The 26,021-nt window shown below is 61.7% G+C and carries 24 protein-coding genes, 2 tRNA genes and 1 pseudogene; 19 read left to right on the forward strand and 8 right to left on the reverse strand.

Going from position 1 to position 26,021, the window contains the following annotated elements:
* The 8 genes and pseudogenes from IPM84_21845 to IPM84_21880 form a co-directional block, all read right to left on the reverse strand.
* Nucleotides 1–317: hypothetical protein (locus tag IPM84_21845; GenBank protein MBK9095348.1), on the reverse strand; the 317-nt coding region annotated here is incomplete at its 3' end.
* A 616-nt stretch (nt 318–933) separates the two neighbouring features.
* Complete coding sequence (locus IPM84_21850) at nt 934–1,287, reverse strand: hypothetical protein (protein ID MBK9095349.1); 354 nt, start codon at nt 1,285–1,287, stop codon at nt 934–936.
* Nucleotides 1,288–1,398: 111 nt separating this feature from the next.
* Nucleotides 1,399–1,982, reverse strand: a pseudogene (gene pgmB / locus IPM84_21855) (beta-phosphoglucomutase).
* 112 nt (nt 1,983–2,094) lie between these two features.
* Nucleotides 2,095–2,403: a hypothetical protein gene (locus IPM84_21860; GenBank protein MBK9095350.1), complete on the reverse strand. Its 309-nt coding sequence runs from the start codon at nt 2,401–2,403 to the stop codon at nt 2,095–2,097.
* 257 nt (nt 2,404–2,660) lie between these two features.
* On the reverse strand, nt 2,661–2,939 hold the full coding sequence (locus tag IPM84_21865; GenBank protein ID MBK9095351.1) for a hypothetical protein: 279 nt from the start codon (nt 2,937–2,939) through the stop codon (nt 2,661–2,663).
* Between the two features lie 325 nt (nt 2,940–3,264).
* Entirely contained in the window at nt 3,265–3,552 is a 288-nt protein-coding gene (locus IPM84_21870) for a hypothetical protein (GenBank protein ID MBK9095352.1), read from the reverse strand.
* 124 nt (nt 3,553–3,676) lie between these two features.
* Nucleotides 3,677–3,835 carry a DUF2344 domain-containing protein gene (locus tag IPM84_21875; GenBank protein MBK9095353.1) on the reverse strand — a complete coding sequence of 53 codons (159 nt, stop codon included), beginning with the start codon at nt 3,833–3,835 and terminating at the stop codon, nt 3,677–3,679.
* Nucleotides 3,836–4,115: 280 nt separating this feature from the next.
* Nucleotides 4,116–4,186, reverse strand: a tRNA-Cys gene (locus IPM84_21880).
* Nucleotides 4,187–4,262: 76 nt separating this feature from the next.
* Here IPM84_21880 and IPM84_21885 point away from each other — a divergent pair.
* From IPM84_21885 to IPM84_21975, 19 genes are all read left to right on the forward strand, one after another.
* Nucleotides 4,263–4,616, forward strand: coding sequence for a cold shock domain-containing protein (locus IPM84_21885; protein MBK9095354.1), 354 nt, complete (start codon nt 4,263–4,265; stop codon nt 4,614–4,616).
* Between the two features lie 179 nt (nt 4,617–4,795).
* Nucleotides 4,796–4,880 (forward strand) — tRNA-Leu (locus IPM84_21890).
* 244 nt (nt 4,881–5,124) lie between these two features.
* On the forward strand, nt 5,125–6,075 hold the full coding sequence (locus tag IPM84_21895) for a hypothetical protein (protein MBK9095355.1): 951 nt from the start codon (nt 5,125–5,127) through the stop codon (nt 6,073–6,075).
* Nucleotides 6,076–6,088: 13 nt separating this feature from the next.
* Entirely contained in the window at nt 6,089–6,412 is a 324-nt protein-coding gene (locus IPM84_21900) for a hypothetical protein (protein ID MBK9095356.1), read from the forward strand.
* 93 nt (nt 6,413–6,505) lie between these two features.
* Nucleotides 6,506–6,979 (forward strand): hypothetical protein, encoded by a 474-nt coding sequence (locus IPM84_21905; GenBank protein MBK9095357.1) that lies wholly within the window; start codon nt 6,506–6,508, stop codon nt 6,977–6,979.
* Nucleotides 6,865–8,103: a GAF domain-containing protein gene (locus IPM84_21910; protein ID MBK9095358.1), complete on the forward strand. Its 1,239-nt coding sequence runs from the start codon at nt 6,865–6,867 to the stop codon at nt 8,101–8,103. Before IPM84_21905 ends, IPM84_21910 begins: the two co-directional genes overlap by 115 nt.
* On the forward strand, nt 8,037–8,885 hold the full coding sequence (locus tag IPM84_21915; GenBank protein ID MBK9095359.1) for a GAF domain-containing protein: 849 nt from the start codon (nt 8,037–8,039) through the stop codon (nt 8,883–8,885). Before IPM84_21910 ends, IPM84_21915 begins: the two co-directional genes overlap by 67 nt.
* A 46-nt stretch (nt 8,886–8,931) precedes the next feature.
* Complete coding sequence (locus tag IPM84_21920; GenBank protein ID MBK9095360.1) at nt 8,932–9,609, forward strand: GAF domain-containing protein; 678 nt, start codon at nt 8,932–8,934, stop codon at nt 9,607–9,609.
* On the forward strand, nt 9,567–9,908 hold the full coding sequence (locus IPM84_21925; GenBank protein ID MBK9095361.1) for an ATP-binding protein: 342 nt from the start codon (nt 9,567–9,569) through the stop codon (nt 9,906–9,908). The genes IPM84_21920 and IPM84_21925 overlap by 43 nt, the downstream gene beginning before the upstream one ends.
* A 253-nt stretch (nt 9,909–10,161) precedes the next feature.
* Nucleotides 10,162–10,938: a response regulator transcription factor gene (locus IPM84_21930; protein MBK9095362.1), complete on the forward strand. Its 777-nt coding sequence runs from the start codon at nt 10,162–10,164 to the stop codon at nt 10,936–10,938.
* A 493-nt stretch (nt 10,939–11,431) separates the two neighbouring features.
* Nucleotides 11,432–11,623: a hypothetical protein gene (locus IPM84_21935; GenBank protein ID MBK9095363.1), complete on the forward strand. Its 192-nt coding sequence runs from the start codon at nt 11,432–11,434 to the stop codon at nt 11,621–11,623.
* Nucleotides 11,624–11,845: 222 nt separating this feature from the next.
* Nucleotides 11,846–12,055, forward strand: coding sequence for a type II toxin-antitoxin system Phd/YefM family antitoxin (locus tag IPM84_21940; protein MBK9095364.1), 210 nt, complete (start codon nt 11,846–11,848; stop codon nt 12,053–12,055).
* Nucleotides 12,056–12,359: 304 nt separating this feature from the next.
* The gene (locus IPM84_21945; GenBank protein MBK9095365.1) at nt 12,360–12,566 is read left to right on the forward strand and encodes a hypothetical protein; all 207 of its coding nucleotides are present in this window, start codon (nt 12,360–12,362) and stop codon (nt 12,564–12,566) included.
* A 466-nt stretch (nt 12,567–13,032) separates the two neighbouring features.
* Nucleotides 13,033–14,289: a VWA domain-containing protein gene (locus tag IPM84_21950; protein MBK9095366.1), complete on the forward strand. Its 1,257-nt coding sequence runs from the start codon at nt 13,033–13,035 to the stop codon at nt 14,287–14,289.
* Nucleotides 14,290–14,393: 104 nt separating this feature from the next.
* The gene (locus IPM84_21955; GenBank protein ID MBK9095367.1) at nt 14,394–14,762 is read left to right on the forward strand and encodes a hypothetical protein; all 369 of its coding nucleotides are present in this window, start codon (nt 14,394–14,396) and stop codon (nt 14,760–14,762) included.
* Nucleotides 14,763–14,793: 31 nt separating this feature from the next.
* A complete protein-coding gene (locus tag IPM84_21960) occupies nt 14,794–17,217 on the forward strand; it encodes a VWA domain-containing protein (protein MBK9095368.1) in 2,424 nt (807 codons plus the stop codon).
* A 58-nt stretch (nt 17,218–17,275) separates the two neighbouring features.
* Entirely contained in the window at nt 17,276–20,737 is a 3,462-nt protein-coding gene (locus tag IPM84_21965; GenBank protein MBK9095369.1) for a hypothetical protein, read from the forward strand.
* A gap of 15 nt (nt 20,738–20,752) precedes the next feature.
* A complete protein-coding gene (locus IPM84_21970; GenBank protein MBK9095370.1) occupies nt 20,753–21,739 on the forward strand; it encodes a PQQ-binding-like beta-propeller repeat protein in 987 nt (328 codons plus the stop codon).
* Entirely contained in the window at nt 21,739–25,950 is a 4,212-nt protein-coding gene (locus IPM84_21975; protein MBK9095371.1) for a hypothetical protein, read from the forward strand. The genes IPM84_21970 and IPM84_21975 overlap by 1 nt, the downstream gene beginning before the upstream one ends.
* The last annotated feature ends 71 nt before the right edge of the window (nt 25,951–26,021 follow it).

The following is a 26,021-nucleotide window of genomic DNA, read 5'->3' on the forward strand; positions in this document are numbered from 1 at the left end:
ATCCGCTTCGAGTTGCGCCGCGCTGGCCCAAGAACGTCGCCGCCGTCCAGCACCATCTCGGCGCCGTAATCACGCGAAGGCGTCGTCGCCGATCGCGCAGTATTGCGCGATTCGCGGGCACTGTCGGCCGTGATGTGAATCTCGATGTCGCCCGTCCAGATGCGGATGAAGCCGCGATCGGCGGCGTGGGGCACCAGGTGGGAGTCGCCGCGGCCGTCGTCAGCGCTTTCCCAGAAACTGCGCGCCCGCAAAACCGTTCGCCGTCGCTCCCAGCGTGCGGGCAGCGTTGGCTGCCAGCGGTACATCAGCACGTGCAACGCCAGGGCCGGCTGCGTGAAGGTGAAGAGGGCAGCATGAAAATTTCGGTGTCCCAGAAGAGTGGTGCCGGTAGCCGAAACCGCTCAGCGTCTTGGCGCCGATACTGGCGCAGTCGGTGTGCTGCGGCGCTGCGATGAGCAACTGGAACAGGTTGAAGCGCAGCGCGATCCGGCCTCGTTGTCCCCTTCGATCTGCATCCGGGGCCGCCCAAATTTCGGCCCAGGCTGCATCATTAGCCGCCCGCCAGGCACGATACCCGGCAACCTGGCCGGCCTACGCTGTCGCCTGGGCGATCGCCAGCGGGTCGGGGGCATCGTGACTGCTGACCACCGCCACGAACGTGCAGCGTTGCGCTTGCGCCCGCGGTCAGAGTCATGTGATACTCGGTCGCGGGCCGACCCTCGCGTCGCAGCGGCTGGACTGCCACGGCCTGGCGCTTGACAGCTTGACCGCCACGGCGACCGCCAGATCGGTTTGGTGGCGGGTGCGCACCTGCACGGCTGCCGTGTCCGGGCCCGCGACCTGATCTACCAGATTCCAATGCAGCAGCCCGGTGTTCTCCGTAACGTTCACCCCGGTGCGCGCAGCACCGTTTATCCTCGGCCAGCGTGATCGTCACCTGCAGCGCCCGCCGTGGGGATCAGCCAGGTTGATGAAGCGTTCGAAGTCAGTTCCAGCACTGGCCCCCCCTCCCGCGGCTGCCAGCGCACCTGCCGTGAGAGGCGCCGGTGCGCAGGTCGAGCTGGCGATGATAACCCAGAACCTGGCCGCGATCAGGCCGGAAACGCTCGCCATCGGCCCAGATGTCCACGCCCCCCATGCAGGATGTTCGCCAATTCGGTGTAGTTGACGGGCATGTCGTCCCACCGCGGTAGACGCAAAACAGGCCGGCATAGCGCCCGGATACCCCTCTTCGAAGACCCCGCGGCTGCACATGGCGCCATTGCCGATGGTGAACACGGTTTCCATGTGGCTCTGCGAGTCCGGTACGAAGATCGGCTCCGCAATCGTCCACGCGGCGTCCTGCAGGGCCGTGCGAATGGCGGCGAGCGTCACCCCCGCCAGGCTCTCGAAGCGAGCGTGCGCAGGACCTGACCCGCGACGCCGGCCCCAGGCCGATCGCCCACATGCCCGTGGCCAGCGCCGCATCAATCCCCACTCCGGCATCTTCCCACCGCGCAGAAGGCTGGACGCACGCCCAGCATCTCGGCGGCCTTCAAGAAGAGGTCAGGCGCAGGCTTGCTGCGTTCGGCGCTGGAAGCCGTCGGCGATGGCGTCCACCAGATCGCAGATGCCGAGGCGATCCAGGACGGTGTAGCGTTCTTGCTGACGGAACCGATGCCCACCTTGACGCCGGCCGCGCGTAACTCCGCAGCGGATCCACCGCGCCAGGCAGCAGGTCGGCCGGCGTGACCCCGGCAAGCATGGCGACATAATAGCGGTTCTTGCGCTCGGTCGTTCGGCGATCTCGGCCTCAGTCGCCGGCCGGCCCGCCAGGATGATCTCCAGCCAGACGCGGCGCGAGACCCGCAGATGAGTTCGTTGATCCGCCGATTGAAGGGCAATCCCTCTTCATCGGCTAGTCGCTGCCACGCCCGGTAGTGGTATTCGGCGGTGTCGGTTATCACGCCGTCGAGATCAAAGATGATCGCTTCAAGTTTCACAGTTGCTTAGCTCTCCCACATAGCGTCGCTCGATGCCCGCACAATGAGTTCCGGCTGCAAGAGTACCTCGTGTTCCGTGCTGCGCTAAGCGCGCACAGGTCAACCAGCATGCCTACCAGGCGCTCCCCACCTCGGCGATTGGCTGGCGCAGGCTGGTCAGCGACGGCCGCAGGAAGCGCCAACGGGCGCATCGTCGAACCCGATGACCGCCAGCCACGCCCCGGCTCAGCGCCGGCATCCCAGGCGCGTTGATGACACCGATCGCCATCAGGTCAGACATCGTCACAATGGCCGTTGGGCGACGATCTGGCGGGCGCCAGCAGACGTCGGTGCTGGCGTAAGCGTCCGCGTACGTGTTTTCGCGCTCGATCCAGGCCGGATCTGTGCCAGCCCCGCCTTTTGCATGGCGGCGAGAAACCATTCAGCCGATGTTGGCCCGCTAACGAAGGCGCCGGCCAGACAGGCAACTGATACGCCGGTGCCCTGTGCAAGCAGGTGTTCGACAGCCATGCGCACGCCGGGCCGTGCCATCTACGTCCACCCAGGAAAAAATCCCAACCCGGGTTCGAGCGGCCAAAGGCCACGAATGGAAAGCCTGCATCCAACAGGCAGCGCACCCGCTCATCCTCCAGATGCGTGTTGGACAGGACGAAGCCGTCCACACCTGGCCTTCCAAGATCAACGCCTGATAGGTGGCCAGTTCATCGGCGATAGTCGCCGTGGGAAAAACCAGGAAGCGATAGCCGCGGCGGGCGGCGGCACGACTGCGGCCTGCAGAAAGCTGTCGAGGATAGGATTGAACTGGTCGGGCGGGCTGGGTTGCCAGGTATAGCAAAGAGGCGGGTCTCGTTGGCCTGCAGATTGCGAGCGGTGATGTTGGCGCGGTAGCCCAGTCGGGTCACGGCGCCGAGCACGCTGGCGCGTCTCTTCGGTGACGCGCCGGGAGTCGTTCAGCACATAAGAAACCGTGGCGATGGAACGCCTCAGGCCTCATCGCGAATAGTCGTCGTGCCCGCCATGTTAAACGTTTAACCTCTTGTAAAAAATAGTGCCGCAATCCATTCGGCGGCACACGGTCATTTAAGCGTTTAACTGATCGGAGTATAGCACACGGTCAGCGACTTGTCAATACCCAATTTGCGGTTTTTGACAATTTCTATTAGTCGAAGCCGCCCCAGCCTGTGCGGGTCGGACGCGGCAGGACTTTGGCGACGGGTTCCCGCTCGCTGTCCGCGCCGAAGGCCAGGCGGCGTCTGCGTCACGCGGTTCGCCGGCGGATTTGTCAGGTTCCGCGGCCAGGGATGAGCTGCGTACGCTCGATGCGGCGGGCGCAATCGGTCAGTCCAGGACCCTCCAGCAGTTCATCGGGCATGGTGGCGCCTGGTCGGCTGCTGACGCGCAGCGCCAGGTGGACCCAGCCCTCGTCATCCGTACCCTCCCGCGCAGGTCTTCGATCAGCGGCCGCAAGTCGGTCTTGCCGTCGCGGGCGTTGTTTGAGTACCTGCGCTGCGGCTGTGAAGCTAATCGCCTGCGCCACATCCACTGCGCCTTCGGGCAAAATCTGAACCACATAATTGCGGCCACATCAACGCCTGTAACGTGGCGTGCAGATCAACTTCGCGGATATCGCGAATCTCGATGCCCGGCGGCAGCTCGGGCTGTAACTTCGCCGCAACTGGGCCGGCGCTATCGGCTCATTCAGCCACAAATCGGCCAGCTGCGCGACCACGGCAGCCCACCGGCAGCGCCGAGGCAAACTGAATGCGCAGTTGCGGATTGAAGCCCTTCGTGTACGCCACCGGCACGCGGCGTCGCAGCACCCGCTCCCACACGCGCCAGGTCGAGGTGCCCAATCCACTTCAGCGGCTCACCCTGCTAGTGTAGGTAAACCGCATGCGTTGCATCTGCCATCCTTGATCTTCCTTCTACCCCAAAGAATTCGGGGGCGACCGATTTTACCATACCACCGAAATGGACTAAAATACCCCTGAGGACCCAGCTCAACCAGAAAAACTTGGGGCGGTCGAAACCCATGCCGCCCACGCAGGCGGCGAAAGGCATGCCCCCCCTTCGCTTGATTCATCGTTGCGAAAAAGAAACTTCCGGGACTGAGAATCCCGGAAGCCGGTTGAGAGGCGACGGCCGGATTTGAACCGGCGATCGGGGTTTTGCAGACCCCTGCCTTGCCACTTGGCTACGTCGCCAACCACGCGTCAATTTTAGCCCAGAACCTGGTATCTGTCAAACGGAGTTTGGCGGTTCAACCCCCAGGAGACCTTCATGCACGAATACCGAGATCGCACCAGCGAATGTCAACGCTGCGGCATCCCCTTCATTTGGACGGCCGGCGAGCTGCCGCGGGCGGCATCGAACCGACGCGACGGCTGTGCCCGGCCTGCGCGCAACTGCTGCCCGCGGTCAGGCCGCGAGCGCGGCCTGGTCAAATGGTACAACTTGCGCCGCGGCTATGGCTTCATCAGCCGCTCCACGGGCGAGGACCTCTTCTTTCATCGCGACGCCCTGCCCGCGGACGCCGGCGCGATCGAACCGAACTTACTGCTCGAATACGGCATCGAGCACACGCCAGGGACCGCAGGCGAACCAGATCAGGGTGTTGACGTGAAGGTGTCTTAACGCCAGACGCAGAAGCCTTCCGTTAGCCGTGGCGTCTCCGGCGTGACGATGCCCTCCGCCACAGAGTTCGCTTCTCCGTCCAACGTCGTCCGACCAAAGACCGTTCTTGTGAGTCGCCATTTTACATTTTTTGTCAGTGCGTGTAGAATAAACCTGACAACAGATCAGCGCCAGTTCTTGGGGTGATGGCGGAACAGGCAGACGCATCGGTCTTAAAAACCGAAGGACTAACCGTCCGTGTGGGTTCGAGTCCCACTCGCCCCATTCATGCCCGCCAAGCTGCGGTCGGCGCAGGCCGACCTGGCGGCGGAACGCCCTTTCGCCCCGAATTCATTCGGCGGCCTCGTTCCCCGGCGTGCTTGTCCACAACAAACTCACTTCCCCCGCACAACCGCAAGCCGGCGCAGCTCGGGCGCCAACATACCTGACCAGGAGAATTGACTATGGTGTCAAAGCGATTCGGATGGATTGTCTCTGTTGCTCGTCACAGTGCTTGTGCTCACGGCCTGTGGCACGCGCCCGTTCCTTCAACCTCGCAAGGCGAAAAGACCAGCCCCCAGGAGTTCCTCATCGAACTGCCCGCATCACCGTCAACATTGATGAACAGGGCACGCCCACCGTCATGGGCATGTCGCTCGCCGACCTTGCCAAGCTAACCGGCAGTCCCATGGCGCCGCTGCAGCTCACCCCAGAGCAGGTCACCCAGTTCCAGGCCAACAACATCCAGCACATCGAGCTGCTGCACCGCGGTGATGGCCTCTATCTCTTCGTCAACGGGAAGGCATTGCCTTACATTAAATGGGACCAGAACACACTGCAAAATGCGGCCAAGATGCTGCAGACGTTCGATCCGCAGGTCAACGGTATGCACCTGGCTGAGTGGATCCCTTCCCTTCTGCCCATGGTGCGCAGCGTCGGGCTTGACCTGGTCTTCATGATTCCCGTCAAGGCCGGCGCCACCAAGATCGAAGTGCGCCCCGAAGACCAGGAACCACCCGCGCCCGCGGCCGACGGCGCGCAGCTCCCGGCCGCGGCCGTCGTACAGTTGCCCATCGTCTACGATGCCGCCGGCGCGCCGCAGGTCATTGGCCGCGGCGGCCAGATGTTCCGCCCGGATGCCGCTGCCCTGGCGCAGATGGGGCTGACCAACCTGCCCATCTACCTGACGCCGGACACCATCCAGTCCCTGATGCGCTCCAACGTTCAATTCATCACGATTCAGTCCAGCAGCGCCGGTCTGCAGGTCTCGGTCAACAACGACCCCCCTGCCGCTGATTGGCTGGGGCGAGGCCGAGTTCAACGCGCTGGAACTGGCCAAAGGCACAGGCAGCGTAGACCCGGCCGCGCTCGACCTGGTGGCGAAGTTGCCCCGTTCATCGCCAACCTTGACCTGACCATCTACATGGAGTTCCCGCTGGCGAGAGGGCGCCGAAAAGATCAGCCCGTAACGAGCAAGTAACAGGAGGCTCGTCATGCAAAAGCGTTTCGGGTTCTTGCGCTTCACCAGCTTCATGCTGCGCCTGTTTGCCGCCATCTGCCTGCTCCTGGGCTTGGCCGCCGGCCTGGCGCTCATTCTCGGCGGCAACTATCAGAATGTGCTCGGCTTCAAGCTGACCATTCCGACCGCTGCCCTGTGGATTGCTGCATTGCTGCCCGTCGTCTGCGGCCTGTTTTACTTCGTCATCCTCTGCGGCTGGCGGCTTGCTGACGTTGCTCATCGCCACGGAAGAAAACACCCGCGCCACCGCCCTGGGCCTGGCCAACCTACGCGCCCCGGCGCCGGCGTCAACGCCTGAAGTTCGTAATCCACCCCCGGTCAGCTGATCGCCCGTTGTTGCAAGACCCCTGCGCGCCAGCTTGGCGCGCAGGGGTTGTCATCGAGGCACACCATGACACCCCTGCCGCCGACTCAATCTGACGATCTCGCTGCGGAGCCGCCCGATCCGCAGGCCCATTCCACGCGTGACGCCCATCAGCTCCTGCTCGAACTGGGCGAGCTGTGGGCCGCGCCCGACAATGCGCACAAGGCCCGCCTGGCTGGCCTGCGCCGCGTGCAAACCTTCTTTGGCGCCGAGGCTATCTGCCTGGCGCTGGCCGACCCTTTCAGCAACCGTTTCGATTTGACCTACCGACTGGGCCGTTGCGTGGCCGGCCGGAGCAGGCTGCGGGTCATGACCGGTGGTACACCCAACTGCCCGGCGGGGTCCTGGGCCTGCCGGCGGCCGTTAGCGGCCAGGCGCCCAACGGCGTGCTGGCGCTGCTGCGGCCTGGCGTCATGTTCTCCGGCCGCGAACAGCGCTGGCTGCGGCGGGTTGGCGTTCTGCTGGCGCATGAACAGAATGCGCACCGCCTGCGTTTGCTGATGCGCATCATGGAACAGGCCAACCGCAAAGAGAACCCGATTGACCTCTATAGCTTCTTGCTGGATGAACTGCAGCGCTTCATTAAATACGATCACAGCGCCGCCGTGATCGTCCTCGACCGTGAGAATAACCGCCTGATCGTGCGCCGGGAATTGGTGCAGCCCGCGGTGGAAGCGTGGCGCCTGCCCTCTCCCGCGTGCCATCAACCTGGAACCGGGCCTCGCACAACGCCTGGCCGGGATACACAGCGCGCCGGTCAGACCCATCGAATATCAGCGCGCCAGCGCCGGCGATCCCTGGCAGGGCGAAACGGCATCCTGGCTGGCGCAGGCCCTGGCCTACGGAGAACTGCCCTGGCGGCCGGAAGGCAAGGATCATCCGGCGGAGGCGCAAACCCCGGTGGCGCCGGTTGCACCCTGCTCGCCGGAGGGTGGCATCCTCGCCGTGCCCCTGGTCCACAACGACACGGTGTGGGGTTGCTCAAGCTGTCAACGCTGCGCTGCGGACCGCTGCGTCTGCCCACAGCCGACGCGCAGGTCGTGCAGCAGTTCGCCGATCGCCTGGCCCTGACGCTCTATCAGTCCGATCTCTACTACCGCCGCCAGCTTGAGATGGATGCGGTGCGTGAGATCGGCCAGACCACCACCCACCCGGTTTCGCTGGAAACCGTCTGCCAGACCACGCTTGAGGCCGCGCTGAAAACCTTGCATCTGACTGTGGGTCAGGTGCAGACGCGCCTGCGCCTGGTGCATGAGCAGCCGGTGCAGGCGGGCAGTACCCATGCGCGGGAGACCGTCACCCAGGCGCTGGCAGACCTGGAACGCGGCGTGTGGAGCAGCGGGGTCGCCGGCCTGCATAACAACCTGCCGCCGCCGGCCGCTGCGCCCGCGGGCAGCCGCGTCATGCGCGCCGCGCTGATCGTGCCCATCCAGTATGAGCACGCCGTCATCGGCCTGATCAGCGTGCAGTCGTCGCTGGCCGAGCGCTTTCGTCCGACCGACCAGACCTTTTTGCAGACCGTCGCGCACGAGGCCGCGCTGGCGCGAAGACCGCTGAGTTGTACGAACAGGTGCGGCAGCAGGCGGAAGAGCGCAAGGAGCGCCTGGCCCTCTTGCACGAGCTGAGCCGGTCGCTCAATCGCGAGCTTGACCTGCAGACCGTCCTGCACCACGCCGTGGTCACCTCACGGGCGCGGTTGCGGGCTGAAACAGCTTCGATCTTCCTGCTCAAGGACGGCGTCCTGCGCCGCCAGGACAGCGATGGCCAGGATGACGGCCTGTTTCCAGACGAAATCTACCGCGTGGGTGAAGGGCTGACCGGCCTGGCGAGCTGCGCCCAGCCGCCTGTGCATCCGGACAATTGCCCTTGCCATGCCCAGGGCGGTCAGCCGCCGGCGGCCAGCCGCGATCCACATGACCTGACTGCCGAGGCCAACCAGGAGCGTGGGACACGTTTTGGCCAGGCCGTGGCCTGCAATCAGGTGAACGACTGCCCGCTGGTGATCGAGGCGCATCGCCGGCGCTATCGCGACATCTTGCGCAGCGGCCAGGCGCAGCACTTGATCGCTGTGCCGCTGGATGACGCCTACCACACCTTTGGCGTGCTGCGTGTGCTCAACAAACTGACGCCAGAGGGCGCGCTGGACCAGGCCGGCTTCAGCGATGATGATCGCGACCTGCTCTCCACCATTGCCAGCCAGGTGGCGACCGCCATTTCCAACCTGCGCCAGACCCAGCGCCTGACTAGCATCTTCGAGGTCAACGAACTGCTCAGCCGCACCCCGGACCGCCAGCAGATTGGCGACCGCATCGCGCAGATCATGACCGGCCCGGCATTGAGCTACAGCGATTGCACCCTGCACCTGTTGGAGGGCGACCGCCTCATCCTGATCCCGGCGCACGGGTGAGCCGGCCAGCGGCGCGGCGTTGGAGATCGGTCTGCACGAGGGCGTGATGGGCTGGGTTGCGCGCGAGAAGCGTCATCGCTATGTGCTGGACATCGCCCAGGACCCGGATTTCAAGCACAAGGACTGGGCCAGCCAGCAGGGATTGGTCTCCATGCTCTGCGTGCCGCTGCTGACCGGCGACCGGGTCTTTGGCACGTTGGCGGTCTACACCACCTACGAACATGAGTTCAACGGCGATGAGGTGCGCGGTCTGCACACCTTTGCCACGCAGGCTGCGATTGCCTTTGCCAGCGCGCAGCGCCAACAGCAGTTGCTGCGTGCGAATGAAGTGCGCACCGCGGAGCTGCACAAGGCAACGCATGGCTTGCGTTCGCCGCTCGCCCAGGCCAAGAACATTACCGGCAACCTGCTGGCGGGCAAGCTGGGCGCTCTGACCAAAAAGCAGCATGATCGCCTGGAAAAACTGACGGGTTACCTCGAGCGCCAACAGCGTCAGATTGACAAACTTCTGCTCCTCAGCCGGCTGGAGGCGGGCGGCGACCATCCGGGCATCTCGTTCGATCCGAAACAGCTCAACGTGAGAACTCTCTTGCGCCAGGCGCAGCGGCGGGCCGCAGACCCCGCCCAGCGCAAGAAGCTGCATCTCGGCATCAAGCGTTTTGCCCATGCCAGCCTGGCCGTGTGGGGGATCAGTACACCCTGGAGCAGGTGCTGGACAACCTGATCGAGAACGCCATCAAATTCACCCCGGCGGGCGGCGCCATCACCCTGGGCTGTGACACCTGGAAGGACCGCATACGTATCACGATCAGCGACAGCGGCATCGGCATCCCAGAGGAGATGCGCACGCGCGTGTTCGAGAAGTATTTTCAGATCACGAACACGAGCCAGGATCAAACCACAGGGCTTGGCTTGGGGCTGGCCATTTGCCAGGAGATTGTGCAGCGGCATGGCGGCGAGATCGAAATACACGACACGCCGGGGGGTGGCGCGACGTTTATGGTTTTCTTGCCGGGAAACTGAGGAGGAAGGCAGAGAGCGCAGAGCGGAAAGTGCAAAGTGCAAAGTGCAAAGTGCAAAGTGCAAAGTGCAGAGTGCAGAGCGGAAAGTGCAAAGGGCAGAGTAGGGGCAGAGCGGAAAGTGCAAAGTGCAAAGTGCAGAGTGCAAAAGGTAGGGGCAGAGTAGGGGCTGAATGCTCGGAGCTGAATGTGTGAGGCGGGTTGGGCTTTCTGGTTTGAGTTCTGGGGTTTTGACTTTGGGATATGCGGAGGATGGTATGCAGGGTGCAAAGCTATTGGTGATTGATGACGAGCCGGGGTTTGGCGAGAGCCTGGCCGATTGGTTCACGCCGTTGGGGTACCAGGTCAGCGAGGCGGCCAGCGGCGCGGAGGGAGTCGAACTAGCGCTGGCGCAGCGGCCCGACGCGATCATCCTGGACATCCTGATGCCAGGGATGGACGGCTTTGCGGTGATTCGCGCGCTGCGTGAAAACGACCTGACGCGTGACATCCCGATCGTGGTGTGGTCGGTGACCAGCGAGGATTTGAGCAGCCGGCTGCGTGGGCTGCGTTTTGGCGCCGACTACATTTTATTGAAGAGCAAAGAGCTGCACGAGCTTGAAGAGGTGCTGCGGCGCACGTTGGGGCGGCGCAAGCCAGCGTCCGCTTCATCGCCTGCCACATTGTCCGCTTCATTGTCCGCTTCATTGCCCGCGGTATCTGCCAGCGGCCTGATCTACGACCCGGACGAAGTGCTGGTTTACCGCGACGGCGTGCGTCTCAACGTCGAGTTGACGCCCAACGAGGCGAGCCTCATGCACTGTTTGTGGGAGAACCGCAATCACCTGACCACGCGTGACGACATTGCCGCCAGCGTCTACAGCGATGTGCAGAATCGGGAAGGCGTCAGCAATGAAGCCATGGATCGCCTGGTGGGGCGGCTCAGGCAAAAGATCGAGCCGGACCTCAAGGCCCCGCGTTACGTCCAGACCGTGCGTGGCTTCGGTTACCGCCTGGCGCCGAGCGGCCAGCCGTTCAATCATGAGGGTGGGTAGGGAGAGCCGTGGCAGGCGCGGTTGCCATAAAGGACAACTGATGCTATGATGGCCGCCTTCAAGAACATCCTCAGCCCATTGGAACGCTGCCTGTCATGCACCTGTAGGATTGATGACAGGTTTGGCGGGAGCCAAATCTCTACAATCTCCACGTACGACCACGTAGATTCCCCGCAGCATCGCACAGCGCAGGTTCTTGTTCTGATTGACAGAAGGAGGCGTAACGATGGCTGTTGTTATTGCACTGGCACTGTTGGTTGTTGTGGTGATCTTTGTCCTGGCCCCTCCGCCGCCAGACTCGCCCCCAGTCGTTTTCATTTCGCCGCTTGTGGCGCTCCCTGACCCAACGCGATCCAGGGGGCAACCCTGGCCGCCCTGATCTTGCTGGTCATCCTGTTACTCACGCTGTTTGGCCTGATCCGGCCGTTCCTGAGCTGATTGTCGAAGATGGGCATGAAATCGTAACGGGAGGCGTATGAACGGGAGGCGCACGATGGAAACCTTTTTGATATTCGCAGCCGTGTTAGGATTCGTGGTCCTGGTGAATTCGGCCGTAGGCGCTGGTCGCAACCGCACAACCGCCGACGCCCCCGAGACGTCCCGGAACTACGACATCACGACCCTGATCTTGATCCTCATCCTGGGTGGGGTGCTCTACTACCTCAGCCAGCAGACGCCGTTGTAGTGTTCCGATCGGGCCGGCCAGGTGTTCACCACCTGGCCGGCTGTTTTTTTGCCTGGCGCGCGTGTTTGCACGAATCATAAGAGTTGTACAAATCGCACGAGTTGTAAAAGTTGACAGACTTTGACAGAAAGATGGAAGACCACTGAAAGAGTCTTTATGCTATAGTAAGTGCAACAACCGGCCGCGTGCATGATCGCAGTGCCTGCATGAGGAGGATCATCAATGGACATACGGCGCCTGAGCGTCAGTGAGTTGCGACTCAACACCAGGGACATCCTCGAGGGGGTGAAATTTCTCCACCGGCGCTTTGTCATCGCCACCCACGGCCGCCCCATGGCCGTGGTGGTCAACATCGAGGACTGGGAGCGCCTGAGCGGAGAGACGCTGGTGGACAGGGCGGAGGAGGGGGAGGAGCCTGCAGAGGAAGCCTGATGGCTGATGGGATCAGCCTTGGGATCAAAATTGGGGTAACAAACCCGTCAACGACGGGGGGAAGGCCACTGAGGTTCGCAAGAGAACAAAGACGGTGTTGTGAATTTGCATTAGTCTGTAATTGCTATTATCATTGTGGTAAGACATTGACACATCGTTCGTGGTGAATGTCCAGCCAGCAAATTTCACCAGCGCGCACAGACGCGCAGCTGCACCGCAACCGGTTCCTGAGCATCTCGTCGGCATATCATCGCCGCGCTTGTCCTCGTCGAATGGCGACCCAAGCGTAACAGGAAAGAGCAGCATGAACTCGGAAGCATCAACTAGCAAATCGAATAATCAGCACCAGATCACCCTGGAGCGTCCTTTGCGTACTCTGACCCCGAGCCAGATCACGATGGTTGATCTTGCCCTGGCCGAAGTCGGCGAATACGGCGAAGTCAGGATCATCCTGCAGAAGAACCGTGTGCGCTACATCGAGAAACTGCAGAGCATGGACGTGCAGGGCTGACGGACACCTGAGCCTGGCCCATCCCCCCCGCCAAGCTACCCAACCGAATAGAGACTTCTCGTGGCCTTGTCAGAGGTGAAAGATACCCGAAGGCCGTTACGTTTGCCTGGAAGTAGGCGCGCGTGGCGGTCTTTTTTGTTGGAGATTGGGTGGGTGCTCAATGCATGATTGCCTTCACAGGGTTGAGACAATGATGAAATCTTCGCGTTGCATCGAAACTACGTTCGTGATCTTAGGACTGTTGGCGCTATCACTGCTTCTGCCACATTCGGTAGGCGCGCAAACGCCTGTGCCGCCGTCTCTTGGCCCCGTAGCAGCGGCAGCGCCACAGTCTGTCAATGTGGTCAAGCAGATGACGCCGAGTGGCGCCTTGCAGGCGGGTCAAGAGGTTCAAGTACTCATTCGATTATCTGGTGATAGTCTTCCCCAGTGTTATGGCGCACCGCGTCAGCCGATTGATGCGGTTGTGTTACTTGACACCTCACCCAGCGCCGGGAAACCGATCGCGGGGTCGAATCTGTTCCGGGCCAAGCAGATCTTGCGCTCGCTGTGGGCGCAGATGGACCAACCGGTGTATACCCAGTTCGATGACAGAGCGCCGCAGCGCTCCCGTCTGGCGATTGTCACCGTTGACACCGGCGTGACGGCGCCTGAGATCAACGTGCGGCTGCCGTTGACCGATACCACTGAGGTTGTCAGCAACACGATTGTGGCGATTGACAATGGCGCTGACAGCGAGTTTGCCACTGGAATCAATCGCTCCCTCGAATTGCTGCGCGATACGGCCCGGCCGGCAGCACAAAAGGTGCTGATCCTGCTGTTTCACGACAACTTCTTCGCCCTGCAGCCAGGCGTGCAGGATGCGATTCGTCAGGCTCCTGCTGACACAATGGTCTTTATCCTCATCAACTGGCTCAACGTACCGAGCGCGCCGAATGACGAACGCCTTCAGGAGGCGGATGCGGCAAAGCTCACGGCCGCTGAGCGGGTGGTGCGAGATCCGTCAGCCGAGGACTTGCGTCGCTTGTTCGTGCGGGCAGCCGGCAGCAGCACCGACGTGCTGGCGCGCGGTTTCCGCGTTTACGACGAAATCTCGCCCGCCGGCCTGGTAGACATCATTGGCATCGAAAACGGAGGTCGCCTGGATAGCGGCCGCGTGGTATGGGACGTCAGTGAAGTGAGCAGCAGCCAACCGGTTGAGCTGAGCTATCGTTTTCGGGTGCGCACAGGCGTCTCATCACCCCTCCAGGCGCGGACAGGCGCCGCGTGCCTGGACTGCAATGGGTTCTTGCACACCTATCTCGACCAGAACGGTCAGCCTGTCACGACGCCTGTAGTGGATGAGGTGGTCGTGGTTGGAGACGCGCCGGCGGCGACACTTACGCCGACATCCACGTCAACACCGGTCGCCGGTGGCGCCACGACGATCATACTTACGCCTGGCCCTGGCGCGCCGATCGTAACGCCATCCGTTCGCTTCGATTGGCGTTGGCTGCTGTTATTACTCATCCCGCTGATTGGCTTCCTGTTGTGGCGGCTTTTGGAGCGAAGGCCGCCGCCACCCCCGCCGCCGCCACCCCCGCCGCCGCCACCCCCCCCGCCGCCGCCACCCCACCTCTGCCACCACCCCCACCTCTGCCACCAAATGGCAAGAAGATTGAGGAAGGCCCTGCGGTGGAGGAGAGTGCGCTCTTGGCTAGATTGCGTGCTGCATCAGTCATAGCCGGACGCGTCCCAACAGGTCAGCGTGGATTTACTCGTTCGTCGGTGCGTGTGCGAGTGTTCAATTCGGCCAGAGAGATACGCGATGATAAGGGAGGCTTGAACTTGAGCGCTCTGGGAACTCCGGGAAGCCAATTTCTTTGGAACGAACCAGGCGCACAGCCGCCAAAGCCCGCGGTGGCCGTAGATAAGCTGCAGGAAATTATCGAGCAACGGGTCACCCCTAAAACTCCGCTGTTGGCCGTGTGGACAGCCGAGGCATCCGATAACACAACCTTCGAGGTCGAACTTCATCCCAATCCCGCCATGGGGCGGGTGGAAGCACGGGTGCGCAGCGTCTATCGTTCCCCGGTCGCCGGTCAAGCGGCGCCTGAAAAATCATACTGGATCGAACTACGATTCCTGAACAACCCCACCGGCAATCAAATCGTGGCTATGCCGGCGGTTGAAGTTGAAGCCGGAACAAACAAATGAGCCGGGGACGGAAACAAGGTAGAGGACTCTCATGAACGTCAATACAAAAGCCGTGCGTTTGATCGTCATTCTCCTGATCATCTTCAACGGTGTTCTGACGCCGCCATTCGCGCTGTCCGCGCGGGCGCAATCGGCGAGCGAGCGTCAGCCGACCGACATGATGGTGGTGATTGACAACTCATGCAGTATGTTCCCGCGTGAAAGAATTATCCCCGGTTGCGAGGTGTGGGGCAACGACCCGGAGTTCTTGCGCATCAAAGGCGCCGATCTGTTCATCGCACGCCTGGGATTTGCCGAGCCTAATGCGGCAGATTACCAGATGGGGATCATCAGCATGGGTGAAGCTCCACCAACGCTGGTCAGCCCCCTGCGTCCCCTGCCCGATGTGCGCGATTTGCTGGCCCGTGCGATCAACTCACCGGCGCCCCAACTGGCGACACAACTCGTTCCTGCCCTACGGATGGCTTATCGTGAGCTGCTCGAATCTCCTGCTCGCCGCCCTGCCAATCAACCGGCGGTTGTGCTGCTCACCGACGGACGTCCGTATCCTGAAGCCGGACAAAGCAGCGCCGTGATCGAAAGCCTGGTGGCCGAACACCCTGATATTCCATTGTTCGTGATTCTTCTGCAAAATCCTGCCAGAACAGAGGAGGGATTCGAGCGCTACATCAAACTGTGGGAGGGGTTTCAGCGCACGTACAGCCATGTACGCACCTACCGCGTCAACAACGCTCGCGACATCGAGAAAACCTACAACGAGATCGTGGCGCAGTTGCAAAACACCATTCCAACGTCGGGATTTCCCCTGGCGCCTGGCGAGACACTGCGGGTCTACGTCAGCCGCTATGTGCAGCGTCTGATCGTGACGATCAGTCATGAATCTGACAGTCCTAAGGGAAGCGTCGAAATCAAAGACCCTGGTGATACGATTGTTCAGGACAGCGACCCCGATGTCGAATGGTTTCGCGGCACTGACAATCCTTTCGAAGTGATCTCGATTGGTACGAAGCGATTGGACAAGGCGCCGCGCGACGACATCTGGACCGTGACATCCAGTTCGCCAGTCACGGTCTTCCTGGATCGAGCAGGCGCATATGACTTCAAGTTCCTCGCGCCGGAGCTTATTCATACTACCGTCACTAATCAGTACGCGGTTTCTGGTCGCCAATCGCCGTCGCTGCCATTTGTGGTGCGTTTTCAGTTGGTGGACAAGGCAGAGAATGCGATTCGAGAACCACAACCGATCAGCGGCCGTATCGTTCACCCCGATGGCAGCATTGCCGAGCTGCGTATCCCGGTTACGTTGGCGCCCAACGCCGATGGCGTCTACGAGATCATTCATGATTTTGCCACCACCTACCCGGCGGCGTTGACCACCTCGGGGCGCTTCATGCTGATGTTCGAGGCTGGTTCAGCCGACGACCGCGAAGGCCGACGCATTCCGATCGCACGCGCCGACCTGTTGGTAGACGTAGGTCGCGGAGCTTATATCAAGGAGGTGTCTCCAGAGCCTTTCGTCTGCGCAGGAGGACAGCCAACCATTCTAACGGTAACGGCGGGTGATCTCGATGCTGCGCGTGTCGAGAGCGTCGTAGTGCGCGCCGCGCGAGTCTCCGAACCGGGCAGCGAAGTGATGTTTGCACCTGGGGGAGGCGATACGTATGTGGGCGATCTGAACGATCTGTGTCAGCGTATGTTGACCGACCTGACGTGCGACGCCAGCGTGGACGACACGCTGCGCGTTTGGCTCGTTTCGGAGAGCCAGGATGGGACTGTGCCGCCGCGCAGCGACCACACGGTGGCTGTGAAAGCCCAGGGGCCAGTCTGTACGCCGACGCCGACGCCGACGCCCATTCCCCCAACGCCGACGCCCACGCCGCTGCCGCCTGACACCGATAGCGACACCATTCGAGACCCGAGCGACAGCTGCCCAACGCAGGCGCAGTGGTCGGTGTTGCCGCGCTTCGATGGATGCCCCCCGCCTATCTGGCTCATCATCCTGCTCGGGTTGTTGGCCCTGGGCATGCTGGCGTTCTTGGTTTTGTATCTGATTCCCTTACTCCTGGTAACGACCATCTCACCGCCTCCGGATGGGTATGTATTGATTTGTGAAGGCCCGAAAGCGCTGGGCGCGGTCAAGCCTCTTCGCAGCATCGGATTGAGCGCGCGCAGTTCGAAGATCACGATTGGCCCCAAAGGTCATATCAAGGTGGGAAGCGTCAAGCCAACGCGTGGCACCAAACCAGCACCTGGCGTCAAGCCAACGCCTGGAGCAAAACCGGCATCCGACATCAAGCCGGTGCTGTTCCGTGTGGAGCGTCGGGGCAAAGAATCGGTTGTCGTAGATGCCGCCACAGGCGCTCTGCGATTCGTCATCCGTGAGATTCCGAACTCGCTCACGTATGGTGACGTGACGCTCAAGTTCTCAACTGATCAGAAGCAGTTGCATTGTTAATCAATTTCATCGTTGCGCAAGCAACCAGTCAAGCACGTGATAGGGAGGAATACGAGACATGGCCAAGCGAGTCTTAGCGATCGGGGTTGGCGGTTCAGGCAAGGCATCCCTGATAATCTTGAAGGAACGCCTGGAGGAAGCTTACGGCGAGGTGCCGGACAACGTGGTGTTGTTGGCGTTGGACACCGACAGCCTGCGCGACATTGATCGTTTCGCCGGCACACGATTGAACCCCGCTTTTGATCAGCGCAATCGGCTGCCGGAGTTTCAGCACGTCGTCAGTCCAGGCGGCATGACGATGGACACGATTTTTGCCGACATCCGCTCGGGCAAAACGGCGCCCTTCATGCACTGGCTCGAACATGAAAAACTGGCTCGCATGCTCAGCCCGGCCGAGCGCGACATCCGCGGCGGCGCGCAGCAGCGCCGCCCCATTGGTCGTACGGCGTTGGTCTTGCGTTATGCCAACCCGGTCTATCAGTCCATTGTCGAGGCCATTGGACGGATGTATGGAAAGGCGGACGAGGATCAGCCCCTTACCCTGCGCGCCGAAGACATCGAGAAGGGCAAACGCCTGGTCTTCATCCTCGGATCTGTCGCAGGCGGGACCGGCTCGGGAATGCTGATTGACGTCGCAAACCTCGTCCGGCAGGCGATCAGCAGCAACCAGAACTGGCAGTCGGTGTCGGTTTCGGCCGTGATCGTGCTGCCCGACGCCTTCGCCAGTTACACCAGCTTCATGAACGATCCGACGAACCTGAAACCGAATTCGTTCGCGGCGCTGCGTGAACTCGACCGTTTTACGCGGGTGCATTCGGACAACATGCCTTACATGATCCGCTACGCGGAGGGCGAGCAGTCCATCACCTGGAGCACCAACCAACCGTTGGATCATGTCTATCTGGTGGACACAGCCAGTCGCAGCGCCAGCCAGGATTTCGACCTCAGCGGCGACCCGATGAAGGGCGTCTTCCCCGTGATCTCCGACTTTGTCCTGTCGCACATTGATGGCAGCCTGGGTGATGCGCTGGCGACGCTGCGTTCCAACGCTGGTTTGCACTACGATAAGGATACGGGTCGGATGTACAGCAGTTTCAATGTCATGAGCTACATCTTCCCGGTGGATGATGTGATCGAGAGCTTCGCCTATCGTTTCGTGCGTGAACTGGTGGCGCGCGAATTTCTCCCAATCCCTGATCCAAAATTGGAGGGAACTTCGAAGCAGGAGGCCCTGGGCGAGGTCGAGCGCAATTTTGCGACCAGCGCGGTGGCCGGAAAGGCCAACCCCAATATCATTCAGAAGGCGATCGTAGCCACACGCCGCGTCAACCCGGAAAGACCGGACATGAGCTGGCCGGGTCTGTTTGGGTTGATCAGTCTGTCGGACAGCGGTTTCGCCGAAGACTACCAGATGCTTCAGCAATCGCTCGAGTATCTGCGCGGCAACCTCGTGTTGACACGGGATGGCGACTACCGCCGCGAGGACTTCGCCGACGGGGCTACGCGTCTGTTGAACTTCACCGAGCAGTTTCTGGATGACTACCTCGGCCCGCAGCTCGACCCGGGTGACCCGGATTCGCGCTCCGGCGGCGACTGGGACAAGATCCTGGGCAAATACCGCGATGCCCTGCGCATCAGACTGGCCGAAGTGCTGGATGCTGCCCTCCTGGACGCGCTGAACCGGCGTAACGACCAACGCATGCTGCTGCCTAACCGCCTGCCTTACGCCCGCGCGATAGTGGCCCATTTGAATGGGTACCTGACCCGCTTTCGCTCTCTCCTGGAGGGTCTGTGGCAGGAGCAGCAGGTCGAGACGCGAGTGCGCCAGGTAGGCGAGAGTGTGCGCACGGCCGTCACAACCATGAACGATACGCGCTTCGACCGTTATCTGCCGCCATTCAAGGCCAAACCACGCCAGGCGCAGGAGTCTTTCAAGAGTCAATTCGTGGAGCGCATCGAATTGGTGCTGCACCAGCGTCTCTATCGGACTGTACTCGACGTGCTCGATTCCCTGGGCGCCGCCGAAAAGGACAGCTCGGGCCAGAACAGCGTGCTCGACCTCGTGGGTGTGGAATTGGAGAACTGGGAACGAACGTTGAAGGATGTGGACCGCATCCTGATCGAGCGTACGCGCCAGCATGAGGCCAATCGCAACGAAAAGCGTACGGTGAAGGTGCGTCGCTATCTGACCAATCCCCAGTTCGAGGATGAGCTGTACCGGCGGCCTGAACACGTCGGCGCCGCGGTGGCGCGCATCATGGGGCAGGTGGGCGACCAGAAGGGTTTGCGTTGGGAGCGCCTCGATGAGCAGGTTCCCCTGGACTACCGGCTGGTGACGACGTGGGGAGAGCGAGCCAGGGGCGCCGAGGAAATTGCCGACACCTGGTTTGCCGGCGCCAAGGGCATTTTCCAGGTGGTGCGTACGAACACGACGGTCGCCGAACGGTTGGCGACTGAGTTTCGTGGACATTCCGAGTTCAGTAACCGCTGCCTGCTCGTGGAGGAACCCTTCCTCCGCTACAACCCAGCCAAAAATGATGCGCCGATGTTCCGGGAGCGCTATGTCTCCTTCAATCTGGAGAAAGCCCGCGACGATGATGCGCGCCAGTTCCTGGAGAATTCACGCGCCACCCTGCGCGACCAGGGTTTCAACGTAGACGTGACCGCTGAGAATGTGATGGCCTGCACGGTGGTGGAGGTCTCGCGCGGCGCGTCTCTGCACGCCGTCGAGTTGTACACCCAATGTGAGCCGGAGTATCGGGAGAAGCTCAACCGCGGGCGCGAGAGCATTCATCTCTTCCCCGAGGAACAGAACGCCACTGATTTCGAGCAGTCCATTCCCACGCTCAATGAGACCAACAACCCGATGCGCGCCCTGGCGCCTGAACTGGTCATCGCCATGGGTAACCGTGACAAGCTGCGTACGTTTACCCTGGCTTGCGCCTACGGACTGATTTACGAAGACGCCTTTGTGGACGAGAAGAACAATGAGAGCACTGAACTTTTCTTGCGTCTGAGCGACGGTCGCAAGCTCACCCTCAGCCAGAGCAGCGTGGTACGCGATCTGGACAAGGCGGGCTTCGCCAATCTCCCGACGAGCGAACAGGAGTCGCGCTTATACCTCAATGCCCTGCAGAATTTCATGCTCAAGTTCACTGAACTACCCGGCTTCCATCTCGGCTTGATCGAACGCGTCAAGGCTGATCTCATCAAGCGCGGCGTCTCTCTGGCCGGCATCGAGAACCCCTTCACGCTCAAGCTGGCAGACGTGGGTAAGGCGATCCTGGATACGACAACCGCACTGGGACCATCCGAGAGCGAGGAACCAGCGGATGCGCGTCGTCCGGCGCGCAACGCGCTGAAGCGCCTGGAACGCCTGGAGCCGTTCGTCAAAGAACGGATCTACACGTTCAAGCGCAGCACCAACAACGCGGCGCGCGACATGGGTACGGTCATGCAGTTGATTCTGCGCGATGAAATACAACGTTTGAAGGCGCAGGCCAGCAAACAAGGGCTGTAAGCGAGGAGACGACCGATGAGCGAGGCATCCCTGACCATTGTGCGCTGGCTCTTCGTTGGCGCACCGGGCAATTCGCTGGCGCTGAGCGAGGACGGCCACTATCTGTTGGTAGGCAGCGAACACGATCTGCGCATTCTCGACCGCTGGGGCAACAATCCCTTCCGTTATTACGCGCCCCCCGCGCCGGGGCGCAAGACCGAAGAGGATCTGCCCTTCTGTGCAGCGGCCGTGACGCCCGACATGCGCCGCGCCCTGGCCGGCCTTCGCTCGGGTGAGGTCTTTCGACTCGAGCTGATGTGGGATGGGGATGCCGTCAGCGGCTGGCCGGAGCAAATCCGCGCCGAGACGAACGATATCTACTCCATGAGCCTGGCGCCCGACGCCAGTCTCATGGCTATCGGCCATCTTGGCCCGGCCCTGACGGTGTTGGATTGGGACGGACAGACGGTTTGGCGCCGGCATCCGGCCGACCATACGCCGACAGACGGCAAGACTTGGGCAGTTGCCTTGAGCAGCGACGCCGCCACCCTCTACGTCGGTTCGTCGGGCACCGAACGCTGTCTGCTGGCGGCCCTGGACGCCAGCAGCGGTAAACCGCGGGCTGGCAAGCGCTTGTGGCAGCGTGTAACACAACTGGCCGCTCTGCCGGCGCCGCTCGCCGTTGTGGCTGTCCTCGGCAGCAACGGCGAGAGTCAGGTGGCCGCTTTTGCGCCAGATTTGACTGAGCCAGCGTGGACCTACAGCCTCGACCTGGGCGAGCAGGTCACGGCTTTGACCACCGATCAGGCCGCCAACCTGGTGGTGTGCGGCACGAACAGCGGCGCGGTCATGGTGCTGGATGGGCGCCATGGCGAACTGTTGGCGCGTACGGATGCACTTCGTTCGACCGTGCTCTCGTTGGCAATGACAGCCGGCCGCTACCTGGTGGCCGGCATTCATGAAAATCGTGTGGCTTACCTGGAATACATCCCTCCCACGAGCGATGAGGAGCTGGCACTGTAATGGCAACGTCAGGTGAAGAGATCATCCTGGGTGGAAAAGTCTATCGTGATGTGAGATCCATCGGTTCCGGCGCCATGGCGCGCGCCTACGCGGCGACGCTCGACGTGTATCCGGTGGTTATCAAGCGCCTGAGCGACCGTTGGCAGACCGACAGCCCGGATGCTGAAGGTTTTCGCAAGGAATCCACCGTTCTACGCACGCTCAACGCAGCGGAAGATGAGGAATGGCCCCTCTTGCGCAGCGCAGAGGAGCGCGTTCGACGCGCGGCAAGCACCGGCATGCGTCGTGTGATCGTTGCGCTGCTGGATGACGGCGTTGATGAGAACGGCCGACCTTTCCAGGTGCAGGAGATGGCGCCACCTGCCGTAGAAGTCATTCCGGTGATTGACCTGCAAAGCGAAAGCCGGGTGTTGGCCGTGCTTCAGCGGGTGGCGCAAGGGATGGCCCTGGCGCACCAACATGGCTTTGCCCTCAGTGATTTCGAGCCCCGCACCAAACTGGATCGTGTCCGCGTGCGCTGGCCGGCAGGCGGGGCCGAACCAGAGGTACGGCTGATTGACTGGAACATCACAGGAGGCTCTGATAAGTTCGCAAATGACCTGTTTTACTTCGGTCAACATGCGTACCACCTGTTGGCTGGACAACTCCTCGAATTGGAGAACGACGGCAAACCACCCCACACCCTTGGGATGGGAGCGCCCACCTGGAACCTCTTGAGCGAAGCCAGCCACCTGTTGCTTAGTCGTCTCTTGCAGCGCGATGAGGCGCGGCGGTATCGCAGCGCGGCCGACCTGGCCGCGGATCTGGCCTGGTTGATGGAGACCTTCGAACTTGCGCGCGCCTCCAGCCTGCTCGACCGCCTGCGTTTTCGTATCCTGGAAGCGCGTGGACAAGACCGCTACGACCGCATGTTGGCCGCGGCAGACCTGGCTCTGCGCTATGATCTGTCTCCTGGCCTGCGTCAGAATTTCAAACAATGGCGTGACCAGGCGCGTGAAGAACTGGACAAAGAGCTGTGGCAGCCGATTGCCATGGCCCGCATCAGCCTGCTGGCGAAACAGTTCAGTCAGGCCGACATCAATTTCAGCCGCGTACTGAGCAACCTTGACCCGCGCAGCGAGCCGGCGCGGCTGGCGCGTTACCTGCGCTTGCAGGCGCGTGTGGGGCAATTCTTGCGCGACCGGACGGGTGCCGATCCGACGCTGCTGAACGAATGGGCGCTGCTGAACCAGGGAGTTCAATACCTGATTGATCGCGCCTGGGATGACGCAGCCCAGATGCTGCAGCGCGTTGGCGAGTACCGGCCGGATCTGCTGAATGAAGCCGCCTTTCGTGATCTGCGCGCCCTGGCGACGGGTGGACAGGCTCTCAATCACGCCAATGACGTCCAGGTGCGGGCGCAGCCGCTAGAAGCTGATGCTCAGCGGGCAGACTGGACGGCGATTGAAGAAAAAAAGCTGGCGGCTCTGCATGAAGCCAGTGATGTGCTAGACACGGCCATCAAGGGCGCGCCAGCCGAGTTGGTGCTCGACGACCGTCGTCAACAGATCGAGCGTGAGTTGAAGAATCGCCAACGTTGGCTGCGCGTCGTCAATGAAGCCGACGCCGCACTGCGTGATCAGCAGTACACCAACGCCGAAGACCGGCTGAACCAGGTTCTGCACGAGAATCCGCAGCATTTCCGGGCGCTGTTTCTGCTGCCGAAGGCTCAGAGCCTGACCCGTTCCCAGCAGCTCAAGGCCGACTGCCGAAAACAGCTCGCCCTGGGCAACTACGCTGAAGCTTTGAATCTGGGGCGTGACGCGCTGCAGCTCTTTCCTGCGGACACGGAGGCGCGCGGCCTGGTCAGTTGGGCGGAGGCCGGCCAACTCGTGCAACAGCGCTTCCTGACCGATCTGCGCAGCGCCGGTGACCTCATCGTGCCTGACCTCGACGCCGCCAGCGCGGTCGTGCAGCGCCTGCGTGACTGGCCACGGTCCCCTCTGCAGACCCTGTTGCGGCAAATAGATGCAGCCGCGTCGCCTGCGTCATTGCCGGCAGAGGCAACCCTGGTTCTCTCCCCGTCGCAGCAGGCGACATGGGAGGAAGTCGAGAAGGCCGTCGCCGCTGAGCGTTACCAACGAGTTAACATGCCTTTGACCGGAACTCTGCAAAAGAACTGGGATGCCAGCTATTCAGATACAGCCAATATCACCGAAGCTAGGATGGAAATCGAGCGGGTGCGCCGTTGGGCGAACGATGCACAGCGCCAGGCTCTGGACGGTTGGCAGGCGAGATTTGACGCCTATCAAAACCAGCTGCGTCGGGTGCAACAAGAGGTCGTCCAGATCGGGAATTCGCCCGATGGGTCGGCTACTGCGAGACTCGCGGTCTGTTTGAATCTACTGGAGAGCCTGCCAGGCGACTTACCGAGGAGAATGACGGAGGACGTGACACGGCTGCGCGACCTGGGAGAAACGTGTCGCGATCAGCCTGACCAGGTGCGGGGCGCCAACGTGGTGGACAAGCCACCTCTGCTGGATCTGCAGAATCTCTTCAAGAGCGCCTGGCTGAATGGCCGCGTGGCGGAGGCAGAGAAGGCTTACCGGGCCAGCGACTTCGAACGTGTTCTGGAAATCGCGGCGCACGTTGAACGCGTGCTGTCCCAATTGCCCCTGGCGTTGATCACGCTGCGTGACCGTGCCAACGACGCACTGCAGAAACGCAAGGCTGCCGGTATGGAACGGAGCCGACAGGCTGGGGCCGCAGGGGCAGATCCAGGGCAATTGATCGCTCTCTACCGAATGCCCCACGAAGACGATCGCGGCGCTGAAGTGCAGGAAATTCGCACCTGGGTGATCGGGCAATGGCGCAAGCTGTTGCGAGCGCAGACTGAGATTGACCAGGCTCTCGATCTGGCGCGCCAGGCTCATATGGCCTTCCGCGCCGGCGCCTTGTCGAACCATGCGACTGCGGCGGACGTTGATTTTGCAGCCGACGAACGCCATCTGGAAATGCTGCAAGCGACCGCAGGCCAGGTAGACGCCGTTGCCATAGTGTCAGCCTCTGACCTGGATAACCTGGCCATCCGCCTCTCTACCCTGCATGGCTACTTCGAAGGGTGGGGCGTGCAGCCGCAAATCAAGCGCTGGCAGGTACGCATCGTCAATTTCCTGCGCCAGCGTCTGACTGATGCTGCCCAGGAGGCAGAGCAAGCGCTTCGCTTCAAGTCGTTTGAGTCGGGTTTGCAGTCCATTACTTCTGCCAGGTCCCTGGCGCGCCATGAGCATTGGCAAGCCGAGCTGAATCTCGATCTACAGAGGCTGCAAGAGATTGAAAACCAAATTCGAGCAGGTATCGAGAAGAATCAGAGAATTCAAGAGCAACAACGAGAAAAAGAGCAGGCGCTTCGGAGTGTCCAACAACAGACGACCGATCTCATGGGCGCGTTGGAGCGGGGGAATCCGGCCTGGGGAACCGCCGCGGCTCGGGAAAGCATCGAGCAACTGCAGCGCAGCCCACTGATCGAGGAGGCGGGCTTGACCGGCGTCCTACAGGACTGCCAGACGATTCAGTCGCGCGCCGCCGCCCTGCTTCAGCAGCCGCAAGCCGCGCGCGGGTTCGCCCAGACGCTGCAGGCTCGTTTGATCGTGCGCGATCGCCGCTTATCTCCCAATCCTAACTCTCGTGTGCTCATGCGTTGGAACACACAACAGGAAAGCCTGCAGAACGAAATGCTTGACCTGGGTCAAAGACTGGCTGCTACGCTGCAGAGTGAAGTTGATCGGGTCGTCACACAGAGTGAATTCGATGCGACCGACCTGGTGCAGCTTTACTGGGAGGCGCGCTGGTGCCGGGAGGCGCTGGAAGACGCGGAACAACTGGATGGGAAGGATGCAACCATCAAGCGCTTGACCGGCGCTCTGCGCGACGCGGATAGACTGCCCGCCAGCGTACTGACGAGTGAAGCCTTCAGGAACCTGGCAAGGGAGGGCATCGATGGCGATGAGCCGCAGCGTGCAGCGACCGGGACTATTTTGGACCGTATGCAGACATGGCTTACGCAATCGCAGGAACGCCCGGCCGGAGTGGACCTGCCGGATGAACGCGGCGTGCGCTACCAGCCGCAGTGGGAGATCGGATCAGATGCAATCTCGGAGGGTCAACGGATATGGCAAAAACGGCAATCCTGGGCCAAGAAACGGAAAATGAGCAGTATTATCCAACCTTGATCGCTTGCAGTGCCTGGATCATCTCATTGAACACGCCGCAGCAGAACACTCCGAGCGAGGAGACCTTAGAG

Source organism: Candidatus Amarolinea dominans (genome assembly GCA_016719785.1).
GTDB lineage: Bacteria > Chloroflexota > Anaerolineae > SSC4 > Amarolineaceae > Amarolinea > Amarolinea dominans.

Excerpts from the sequence above, each read along its gene's own strand:
- IPM84_21850 (MBK9095349.1), bottom strand. The coding sequence starts at position 1,287 with ATGGAAACCGTGTTCACCATCGGCAATGGCGCCATGTGCAGCCGCGGG.
- IPM84_21860 (MBK9095350.1), bottom strand. The coding sequence starts at position 2,403 with ATGGTTTCTCGCCGCCATGCAAAAGGCGGGGCTGGCACAGATCCGGCC.
- IPM84_21885 (MBK9095354.1), top strand. The coding sequence starts at position 4,263 with ATGCACGAATACCGAGATCGCACCAGCGAATGTCAACGCTGCGGCATC.
- IPM84_21900 (MBK9095356.1), top strand. The coding sequence starts at position 6,089 with ATGCAAAAGCGTTTCGGGTTCTTGCGCTTCACCAGCTTCATGCTGCGC.
- IPM84_21905 (MBK9095357.1), top strand. The coding sequence starts at position 6,506 with ATGACACCCCTGCCGCCGACTCAATCTGACGATCTCGCTGCGGAGCCG.
- IPM84_21920 (MBK9095360.1), top strand. The coding sequence starts at position 8,932 with ATGGGCTGGGTTGCGCGCGAGAAGCGTCATCGCTATGTGCTGGACATC.
- IPM84_21930 (MBK9095362.1), top strand. The coding sequence starts at position 10,162 with ATGCAGGGTGCAAAGCTATTGGTGATTGATGACGAGCCGGGGTTTGGC.
- IPM84_21935 (MBK9095363.1), top strand. The coding sequence starts at position 11,432 with ATGGAAACCTTTTTGATATTCGCAGCCGTGTTAGGATTCGTGGTCCTG.
- IPM84_21940 (MBK9095364.1), top strand. The coding sequence starts at position 11,846 with ATGGACATACGGCGCCTGAGCGTCAGTGAGTTGCGACTCAACACCAGG.
- IPM84_21945 (MBK9095365.1), top strand. The coding sequence starts at position 12,360 with ATGAACTCGGAAGCATCAACTAGCAAATCGAATAATCAGCACCAGATC.
- IPM84_21960 (MBK9095368.1), top strand. The coding sequence starts at position 14,794 with ATGAACGTCAATACAAAAGCCGTGCGTTTGATCGTCATTCTCCTGATC.
- IPM84_21965 (MBK9095369.1), top strand. The coding sequence starts at position 17,276 with ATGGCCAAGCGAGTCTTAGCGATCGGGGTTGGCGGTTCAGGCAAGGCA.
- IPM84_21970 (MBK9095370.1), top strand. The coding sequence starts at position 20,753 with ATGAGCGAGGCATCCCTGACCATTGTGCGCTGGCTCTTCGTTGGCGCA.
- IPM84_21975 (MBK9095371.1), top strand. The coding sequence starts at position 21,739 with ATGGCAACGTCAGGTGAAGAGATCATCCTGGGTGGAAAAGTCTATCGT.